This is a genomic window from Sphingomonas sp. (genome assembly GCF_036402235.1).
GTDB lineage: Bacteria > Pseudomonadota > Alphaproteobacteria > Sphingomonadales > Sphingomonadaceae > Sphingomonas.
In genome coordinates this window covers 17971-27452 of sequence record NZ_DASWTG010000035.1, presented here as the reverse complement: position 1 = coordinate 27452, position 9482 = coordinate 17971, and the positions used below count along the sequence as shown (strand labels likewise).

The window sequence follows — 9482 nt, the reverse complement described above, 5'->3', positions numbered from 1 at the left end:
TCAATCCTCCCCCGCCAGGGGGAGGTGTCAGCCGCAGGCTGACGGAGGGGGCTGATGCCAGAGCCTTGGCGGTTGCTTCCTCCCCCTCCGTCGCGCGATGCGCGCCACCTCCCCCTGGCGGGGGAGGATCCAGCTCAACAGTGCGTCTGCTGATCGTCATTCGCTTGGCCGCGCCGGTCGAATGGTGTATATCCGCGTAACGCGAAACGCATCGGCTCCGGCGCTTGACAGCGCGGGTCCGACTCCATATGTCGCGCATCTTCCGAAACCCGTTCGACCGGCAGCGCTCCTGAGCGTGTGCCGCGCGACCGCGTTTCGGGTCAACGCGACGAGATGGGGTCTGGCTGCCATGCACGGCCCTGTGGAGCTGGGAGAACAAGATTCATGGCACGTATTGCGGGCGTTAACCTCCCGACCAACAAGCGCGTACTGATCGCGCTTCAGTATATCCACGGCATCGGCCCGGCCAAGGCCAAGGAAATCACCGACAAGCTGGGCATCACTGCCGAGCGTCGCGTGCAGGACCTGACCGACCAGGAAGTGCTTCAGATCCGCGAGACCATCGACGGCGGCTACACGGTCGAGGGCGATCTTCGCCGCGAGACCGCGATGAACATCAAGCGCCTGATGGACCTGGCCTGCTATCGCGGCCTGCGTCACCGCAAGGGCCTGCCTGTCCGCGGCCAGCGCACGCACACCAACGCGCGCACTCGCAAGGGCAAGGCGAAGCCGATCGCTGGCAAGAAGAAGTAAGCAAGCAGTCCGGGGGACTGTTTGCTCCGCCGGAGGCTGGGCGCCTCATCGCAGCCCCCTCTCGGAGTGTCCCCGGCCACTGATGGATAAGGTCAGGAACAAAATATGGCACAAGCACCGCAGCGTCTTCGCCGTCGCGAACGCAAGAACATCACCGCCGGCGTCGCCCATGTGAACGCCAGCTTCAACAATACCATGATCACGATCACGGACGCGCAGGGCAACGCGATCAGCTGGTCGTCGGCCGGCATGATGGGCTTCAAGGGCTCGCGCAAGTCGACCCCGTACGCCGCCCAGGTCGCCGCCGAGGACGCGGGCCGCAAGGCTGCCGAGCACGGCGTCCGCACGCTCGAGGTCGAGGTCAAGGGTCCGGGTTCGGGCCGCGAGTCGGCGCTGCGCGCGCTGCAGGCGGTCGGTTTCCAGATCACGTCGATCCGCGACGTGACCTCGATCCCGCACAACGGCGTTCGCCCCAGCAAGCGTCGCCGCGTCTGATTTGACTTTCCGCCTCCGCCGTGGGTCCGGGATGCCGGATCCGGGCTGGAGGCGGCTCCAATCCTGGCAGGATAGCCCCGTCCTGCCCAACCCAGGGGAAGCCTGTGTCTGTCAACGCAAAGAACTGGCAGGAACTGAAGAAGCCGAACGGCCTTGAGAAAAAGGGCGGTGACGGCAAGCGGAAGGCGACCTTCGTCGCCGAGCCGCTGGAGCGCGGCTTCGGCCTGACGCTCGGCAACGCGCTGCGCCGCGTGCTGCTCTCGTCGCTGCAGGGCGCTGCGGTGACCTCGATCAAGATCGAGAACGTCCTTCACGAATTCTCGTCGCTCGCCGGCGTGCGCGAGGACGTGACCGACCTCGTGCTCAACGTGAAGCAGATCGCGCTCAAGATGCAGGGCGAGGGCGCCAAGCGCCTTCAGCTCAGCGCGACCGGCCCGGCCGAAGTGAAGGCCGGCGACATTGCCGTGTCGGGCGACATCGAAGTGATGAACCCCGATCTGGTGCTGTGCCACCTCGACGATGGCGCGACGCTCAACATGGAACTCGTCGCGGATACCGGCAAGGGCTATGTCCCCGCCGCGGCGAACCGTCCGGCCGACGCGCCGATCGGCCTGATCCCGGTCGATGCGCTCTACTCGCCGGTCCGTCAGGTGAGCTACAAGGTCGAGAATACCCGCGTCGGGCAGGAGCTTGATTACGACAAGCTCAGCCTCTCGGTCGAGACCGACGGCACCGTCACCCCTGAGGACGCCGTGGCCTATGCCGCGCGCATCCTGCAGGACCAGCTCGCGCTGTTCGTCCACTTCGACGATTCGGCGATCACCCGTTCGGCGCCGATCGGCGTGGCCGCTCCGGCCGCGGCGGAAAGCGGCGCGGGCGACACCGCGACGATCAACCGCTACCTGCTCAAGAAGGTGGACGAGCTCGAGCTGTCGGTCCGTTCGGCCAACTGCCTCAAGAACGACAACATCATCTACATCGGCGATCTGGTCCAGAAGACCGAGGCCGAGATGCTGCGCACGCCGAATTTCGGCCGCAAGTCGCTGAACGAGATCAAGGAAGTGCTGTCGTCGATGGGCCTGCGCCTCGGCATGGAAATCCCGGGCTGGCCGCCTGAGAACATCGAAGAGATGGCCAAGAAGCTCGAGCAGGAGATCATGGGCTAAGCTGCACCGGGTTAGCGGAGCTAACCCGGAGACAGCGCCAGCCCGGCCAGCGGGGCCGAAGGCTCCGTCTGACGCCGCGGCTTTGCCGCGGCGGGCCCGCCAAACCGTCGCCCCGGCGAAAGCCGGGGCCTCGTGCGGCAAGGGCGAACCTCATGGAGACCCCAGCTTTCGCTGGGGTGACGGATTTGGTTGGTGGCTCACCGTCCCACCGGGCTTGGGGTTCCGTAAGACGGCCCCCTGACGAACTGAAAGGAAATACCCATGCGCCATAAGTACGGCGGCCGTAAGCTTCAGCGCACCTCGGCTCATCGCCTTGCGCTGTTCCGCAACATGTCGGCCTCGCTGATCAAGCACGAGCAGATCACCACCACGCTCGCCAAGGCGAAGGAACTGCGTCCCTATGTCGAAAAGCTGGTGACGCTGGCGAAGAAGGGCGGCCTTTCAAACCGCCGTCTCGCCCATGCCCGCCTGCTCGACGACGCGCAGCTGGTGAAGCTGTTCGACGTGCTGGCCGCGCGCTATGCCGACCGTAACGGCGGCTACACCCGCATCATCAAGACCGGCCCGCGCGCTTCGGACGCCTCGCCGATGGCGATCATCGAGTTCGTCGATCGCGACGTTTCGGCCAAGGGTCAGGATTCGGGCCCGGTGCTGAACGACGAGGATTTCGACGAAGCGGCCTGATCCGCGCGCTCGCAAGACAATCGAAAGGGCGGTCGCACTCCGGTGCGGCCGCCCTTTTGCCGTCCGCGAAGCCGCTGTTTCGGCTCCGAAAGAATTGCTGCGCCTTTAGAAGTCGCGACGGCTTCCCATCTGAACGGCAAGACAGCGGGGAAGCCCCGCGCCGGAGATTTCAGATGCGTTCGAACCAAAGCCGGGGTGCAAGCAATGCGGTGACGATCGGCTTCGCCGCACTGCCGTTGCTGGTGATGGGCTGGGTCAGCTATTCGACCGGGCTTGGCGCGCTCGCCTGAGCCGGCCGCAGCCTTCCTCTTCCAATGTAGGATTTCATCTGGTTTATCCTTGGGGATGAGCCGGGCGCCCGCAAATACCACCAGAGCCATCGGCCACGCATGTGGCGATATCGGCGCGTCATGGGCGCATGGCCGTCGCGCCACGGGCGCGTGGATGGCGCGTTGCTGTCGCGTCGGCGGCGCGTCACCGACGCTCGCGTGGCGCATGGCGGGCGCGTTGCAGGCGCGAACCCGGCGCGAACCCGGCGCGTTGCCGGTGCGTTCGTCGAAAACCCCGCATTTCTGTCAATTTGGTCAAGCAGTCCGCTTGACCGCCAGCACCGCCGCAATAGGTTGCCGACATCCCGTAACCGGAGAAACCAATGCGCCACGCGTCGCTGATCGCCCTTCCGCTGCTGTTCGCAGCCCCCATTGCTCATGCCAGCCCGGAGTCTCCGTCCACGATGCCTGCCCCGATCACCTATCCCGAGACAAAGCGCGTCGATGTGGCCGAAGAGACCTTCGGCCAGAACGTCGCCGATCCCTATCGCTGGCTCGAGAACGACGTGCGCAACGACAAGGAGGTCGCCGCCTGGGTCGAGGCGCAGAACAAGGTGACCGACGCATATCTCGCGACGCTGCCCGGCCGCGACATCTTCAAGAGCCGCATCAAGCAGCTGTTCGATTATGAGCGCTTCGGCGTGCCGACGCGCAAGGGCGGGCGCTATTTCTACAGCCACAATACCGGGCTCCAGAACCAGGCGGTGCTGTGGGTGCGCGACAGCCTTGACGGCCCCGGCCGCGTGCTGATCGACCCCAATGGCTGGGCCAAGGACGGCGCGACCGCGCTGTCCGAATGGGTGCCGTCGGAGGACGGCAAGCTGCTCGTCTACGGTATTCAGGACGGCGGCAGCGACTGGCGCACGGTCAAGGTACTCGATGTCGCCACCGGCAAGACGCTGGGCGACGAGGTCAAGTGGATGAAGTTCAGCAACCTCGCCTGGGCGAAGGACGGGTCGGGCTTCTACTATTCGCGTTTCCCGGCGCCGGCCGAAGGGCAGGCGTTCCAGCAGCTCAATGAGAATCAGTCGGTCTATTTCCACCGGATCGGCACGCCGCAGAGCGCGGACACGCTGATCTACGCGACGCCCGAGACGCCCAAGCGCGGTCATTTCGCGCAGGTGACTGAGGACGGCAACTGGCTGGTCATCACCACTACCGAGGGCACCGATGACCGCTACGAGATCACGCTGCTCGATCTCAAGACGCCGGGCGCCAAGCCGCGCAAGCTGATCGCGGGGCTGGAGAACAACTGGACCCTCGCCGGCAATGTCGGCACGCGCTTCTACTGGACGACCAACAAAGGCGCGCCGAAGCTCAAGCTGGTGACGATGGACGTCGCGCAGCCCAATCCGGTCGCGACCGACCTGATCCCCGAGGACAAGGCGACGCTGGAGGGCGCAGGCATCGTCGGCGGCCAGCTGCTCGTCAGCTATATGGTCGACGCCAAGGACGAGATGCGCCGCTATTCGCTCGACGGCAAGCTGCTGGGCAAGGTCGCGACGCCGGGCATCGGCAGCATCGCGGGGTCCAGCGGCGACGCCGATGACAGCGAGATGTTCTACGCCTTCACCAGCTTCAACATGCCGACCACAGTCTATCGCTATGACGTGAAGACCGGCGAAGCGAAGGCGTGGGCGCAGCCCAAGGTGGCGTTCGATCCCGCAAAGTACGGCGTCGAGCAGCGCTTCTTCACCTCGAAGGACGGCACCCGGGTGCCGATGTTCATCGTCAAGCGGAAGGACGTGACCGGCCCGGCGCCGACCTTGCTGTGGGGCTATGGCGGGTTCAACGTCAGCTACGGGCCGGCCTTCTCGGCCTCGCGCGTGGCGTGGATGGAGCAGGGTGGCGTGTTCGTCCTCGCCAACATCCGCGGCGGCGGCGAGTATGGCAAGGCGTGGCACGACGGCGGCCGCCTCAACCACAAGCAGAACACGTTCGACGACTTCATCGCCGCGGGCGAGTATCTGATCGCGCAGGGCATCACGAAGAAGGACGGGCTTGCCATCCAGGGCGGCTCGAACGGCGGCCTGCTGGTCGGCGCGGTCGTCAACCAGCGGCCTGACCTGTTCGCGGCGGCGCTGCCTGCGGTGGGCGTGATGGACATGCTGCGCTTCGATCGCTGGACCGCCGGCCGCTACTGGGTCGACGATTACGGGCATCCGTCGAAGGAGGCGGACTGGAAGGTGCTTCGCGCCTATTCGCCCTACCACAACATCGCGGCGGGCAAGGTCTATCCGGCGATCCTGGCGACCACCGCGGACACCGACGATCGCGTGGTGCCGGGCCACACCTTCAAATACACCGCCGCTCTGCAGGCATCGGACATCGGCCCGAAGCCGCATCTCGTCCGCATCGAGACGCGCGCCGGCCACGGCACGGGCAAGCCGACCGACAAGATCATCGAGGAAACCTCCGATCTCTGGGCGTTCGCGGCGAAATGGACGGGGCTCGACGTCAAGCCGGTCAACTAAGTCCCTCACCTCTGTCGAGATGCGCAAAGGAGCCCATATGCGTTTGATCTGCCTGCCCCTGCTCGCGCTTGCCGTGGCCAGCTGCGCTTCCACCGTCGCGCAGCCGAACGAGCAGCTTCCGTCGCTGCACCAGCGGCTGATGACGATGGACACGCATCTCGACACGCCGGTGTGGTTCTCCAACCCGCATTGGAAGTTCGGCGACCGGCACCATTGGGAAACCGACCTGGCGCAGGTCGATCTCGGGCGGATGGAGACCGGCGCGCTCGATGGCGGGATGTTCGTCATCTACACCGCCCAGAAGGAGGTGACGCCGGCGGGCTTTGCCGCGGCCAAGGCGTTCGCGTTCAGGCGGCTGGACGAGATCCACAAGACGATCGGCGCCTATCCCGGCCGGATCGAGCTGGTGACCACCGCCGATCAAGCCGTGCGCGCCGACAAGGCCGGGCTACGCTTCGCCTTCATCAGCATCGAGAACAGCTATCCGCTGGGCGAGGATCTGTCGCTGCTCAAGCAATTCTACGATGGCGGCGTGCGGATGGCGGGGCCGGTCCATTCCAAGGACAACCAGTTCGCCGACAGCGCGACCGGGCAGGGGACGTGGAAGGGGCTGTCGCCGCTCGGCAGGCAATGGGTCGTCGAGATGAACCGGCTCGGGATGGTGATCGACGGAAGCCACTCGTCCGACGCCACGTTCGATCAACTGCTCGAGCTCAGCAAGACGCCGATCATCCTCTCGCACTCCGGTCCCAAGGCGATGTGGGGACACAACCGCAACATCGACGACGAGCGTATCCGCAAGCTCGCCGCGAAGGGCGGGGCGGTGTGCATGAACAGCGTGTTCCTGACCAAGATGAACTATACCGACGAGCGCAACCGGCTGTCGGACCTGGTCGACAAGATCGGTACGCTCTCGCCCGAGGAGCAGGCCAAACTCACCGCGCAGGTCCGCGCGCTCGACAAGGTGGCGCCGGTACAGGACACCGACTTCGAGAATTTCATGACCAACCTGCTGTACCTGCTCAAGGTGGCGGGGCCGGACCATGTCTGCATGGGCGCCGACTGGGACGGTGGCGGCGGGGTGCGCGGGTTCGAGGACATCACCGCCTTGCCCAAGGTCACCGAACGGCTGGTCGCGGCCGGCTATTCGGAGGCGGATATCGCCAAGATCTGGTCGGGCAACGTGCTGCGGATCATGCGCGCGGCGGATGCGGCACGACAACGCTGAGAGCCCTAGGAACATTGCGGATAGCGCGGCGTTAGCTTTTGTGGGTAGGAGATATCGAAAGTTGCGGTGATGAAGCGATGCTCGATCAACCCGCCTCTGATGACCGGAGATTGCCGCTGGCGGTCGGATTTCTGATCGCGATCACGCTGTCGATCGTGATTTGGGGGTTGGCCTTTCTCCTTGTCTTTGGTTGATCTTGTTCAGGGCACGCGGCGGACGCTCAACACCTTGATCCTCGGCTCGAGCATCTGGCCTTTCATCACGCCTTCGCCCCTGGTGGGCGAGGTCGGGGCGTCGAGGATCTTCCAGATCACGTCCATCCCCTCGACCACCTTGCCGAACGCGGCGTAGCCCAGATTGTCGCCCGGCGCCGACGGGTTCGCGTCGAGCGAAGTCTGGTCGCCGACGCTGATCGTGAACTCGCCCCGCGCGGTGCCGGGCGCGAGGCGCGCGGTGGAGATGGCGCCGTTGACGTGCTTCACCCCGGTCTTGGTGGTGGGCTCGTGCGCGATCGGGGGGAGGATGCGCTTGGGATTCCCCTCCACGCCGAACTGCACGAAGCCGAACTTGTCCGCTACCTTGACCGAGCGGTAGAAGCCGACCCCGTCGAGCCGCTTCTGATCGACATAGCGCAGGAAATTGCGCGCGGTGACCGGGGCGCGCTCGGTCTCCAGCTCGAGAACGATGCGGCCGAGGCTGGTCTCGATCGCCACCTTCTGCGTTGCCGGTTTTGGCGTCGGGGCAGGGGCAGGCGTGGTGGTCGGCGCGGCTGGCGGAACGGCCTGAGCGAGGGCGGCCAGCGGAGCCAGCAGGGTGGCGGCGAGCAGGGTGCGGCGGATCGTCATGGCGCTTGTCTTCGCGCAACGCGAGGCCTGCTTCAACCGGCTTTCGTCCACAACAGAATCGCTTTGCTGGCGCGCGGGCGACCGCCACCCATGTTGCCTTTGGCGGTGCCGACCCCCTAGATGCGGTGCCGCCACCGTCTTTTTGGGGCCTACAGGACTTACGATGACCGCCACCCATTCGACCCGCATGCTGATCCTCGGTTCCGGCCCCGCCGGGCTTTCCGCCGCCATCTACGGCGCGCGCGCCGGCCTCGCCCCGATCGTGGTGCAGGGCATCCAGCCGGGCGGGCAGCTGATGACCACCACCGACGTCGAGAACTATCCCGGCTTCCGCGAAGTGATCCAGGGCCCGTGGCTGATGCAGGAGATGCAGGCACAGGCCGAGCATGTCGGCGCGCAGATGATGTATGACACGATCGTCGAGGTCAACCTGACCCAGCGGCCGTTCCGCATGGTGGGCGACAGCGGCACCGTCTATCTCGGCGACACGCTGGTGATCGCGACGGGCGCGCAGGCCAAGTGGCTCGGCCTCGACAGCGAGGAAGCGATGAAGGGCAAGGGCGCGTCGGCGTGCGCGACCTGCGACGGCTTCTTCTATCGCGGCAAGAAGGTCGCGGTCATCGGCGGCGGCAACACCGCGGTCGAGGAAGCGCTGTACCTTACCAACCACAGCCATGACGTGACGCTGATCCACCGCCGCGACAGCCTGCGCGCCGAGAAGATCCTGCAGCAGCGGCTGTTCGCCAACCCCAAGATCAAAACGCTGTGGAACAAGGAAGTCATCGAGTTCGTCGGCGGTGGCGATCCCGAAGGGCTGGTGGGCCTCAAGCTCAAGGACACGGTGACCGGCGAGCTCTCCGACATCGATGTCGAGGGCGGCTTCGTCGCGATCGGCCATCATCCGGCGACCGAGCTGTTCCGGGGGCATCTGAAGCTCGACGCCGACAGCTATATCGAGGTCGAGACCGGCACCACCCGCACCAGCGTTCCGGGCGTGTTCGCGTGCGGCGACGTGATGGACAAGGTGTACCGCCAGGCGATCACCGCGGCGGGCACCGGCTGCATGGCGGCGCTGGATGCCGAGCGCTTCCTGGCGGAGGCGGATTTCGAGGCAGTCGCCGAAGCGGCGGAGTGAAGAGCGGCCCCAAAGTTTAGCGATGATCGCTTCATTTTTACACTTTGCCGAGCGGCCCGGATCGCGTGCGGCGACTGGCCGGCCTGACGAAATTGACGCGAATGCGGGGATTCCGCCGATCGCGCCGGCGATGCGGCGGATTCGCGCCGGCTTTGCGCCAGGTTCGCGACGACAACGCGCCGCGCACGCGACGCCAAGGCGCCACCGGCGCGTCACCAGCGCGCCAGTAACGCGCCAGGCACGCGGCAGATGCGCGCCAAGGACGCGCTGCGGCGGCCTGGCCGGTGCGACGTGGATTCGGATGTTTTCGCCGATCATCGACAAGGATAGATCAAATCAAATCCAACATTGGAAGGCCGGCCGCTGCCTGCCG

At 65.8% G+C, this 9482-nt stretch carries 8 protein-coding genes; 7 read left to right on the top strand and 1 reads right to left on the bottom strand.

Annotation, left to right across the window (positions count from 1 at the left end; all coding sequences use genetic code 11):
• The first annotated feature begins 384 nt into the window (after positions 1–384).
• From rpsM to VGD28_RS07285, 6 genes are all read left to right on the top strand, one after another.
• Positions 385–753 carry a 30S ribosomal protein S13 gene (gene rpsM, locus VGD28_RS07310; protein ID WP_331027677.1) on the top strand — a complete coding sequence of 123 codons (369 nt, stop codon included), beginning with the start codon at positions 385–387 and terminating at the stop codon, positions 751–753.
• Positions 754–858: 105 nt separating this feature from the next.
• Positions 859–1248 carry a 30S ribosomal protein S11 gene (gene rpsK, locus VGD28_RS07305; RefSeq protein ID WP_066579261.1) on the top strand — a complete coding sequence of 130 codons (390 nt, stop codon included), beginning with the start codon at positions 859–861 and terminating at the stop codon, positions 1246–1248.
• 104 nt (positions 1249–1352) lie between these two features.
• Complete coding sequence (locus VGD28_RS07300) at positions 1353–2414, top strand: DNA-directed RNA polymerase subunit alpha (protein ID WP_331027676.1); 1062 nt, start codon at positions 1353–1355, stop codon at positions 2412–2414.
• A gap of 261 nt (positions 2415–2675) precedes the next feature.
• Complete coding sequence (rplQ, locus tag VGD28_RS07295) at positions 2676–3098, top strand: 50S ribosomal protein L17 (protein ID WP_331027675.1); 423 nt, start codon at positions 2676–2678, stop codon at positions 3096–3098.
• A gap of 652 nt (positions 3099–3750) precedes the next feature.
• On the top strand, positions 3751–5901 hold the full coding sequence (locus VGD28_RS07290) for a prolyl oligopeptidase family serine peptidase (protein WP_414714476.1): 2151 nt from the start codon (positions 3751–3753) through the stop codon (positions 5899–5901).
• Between the two features lie 37 nt (positions 5902–5938).
• Complete coding sequence (locus tag VGD28_RS07285; protein ID WP_331027673.1) at positions 5939–7129, top strand: dipeptidase; 1191 nt, start codon at positions 5939–5941, stop codon at positions 7127–7129.
• Between the two features lie 200 nt (positions 7130–7329).
• Here VGD28_RS07285 and VGD28_RS07280 read toward each other — a convergent pair whose 3' ends face one another.
• Positions 7330–7974 carry a peptidylprolyl isomerase gene (locus VGD28_RS07280; RefSeq protein WP_331027672.1) on the bottom strand — a complete coding sequence of 215 codons (645 nt, stop codon included), beginning with the start codon at positions 7972–7974 and terminating at the stop codon, positions 7330–7332.
• 163 nt (positions 7975–8137) lie between these two features.
• Between VGD28_RS07280 and trxB the strand changes: the two genes are divergently transcribed.
• Complete coding sequence (trxB, locus tag VGD28_RS07275; protein WP_331027671.1) at positions 8138–9109, top strand: thioredoxin-disulfide reductase; 972 nt, start codon at positions 8138–8140, stop codon at positions 9107–9109.
• Positions 9110–9482 lie beyond the last annotated feature (373 nt).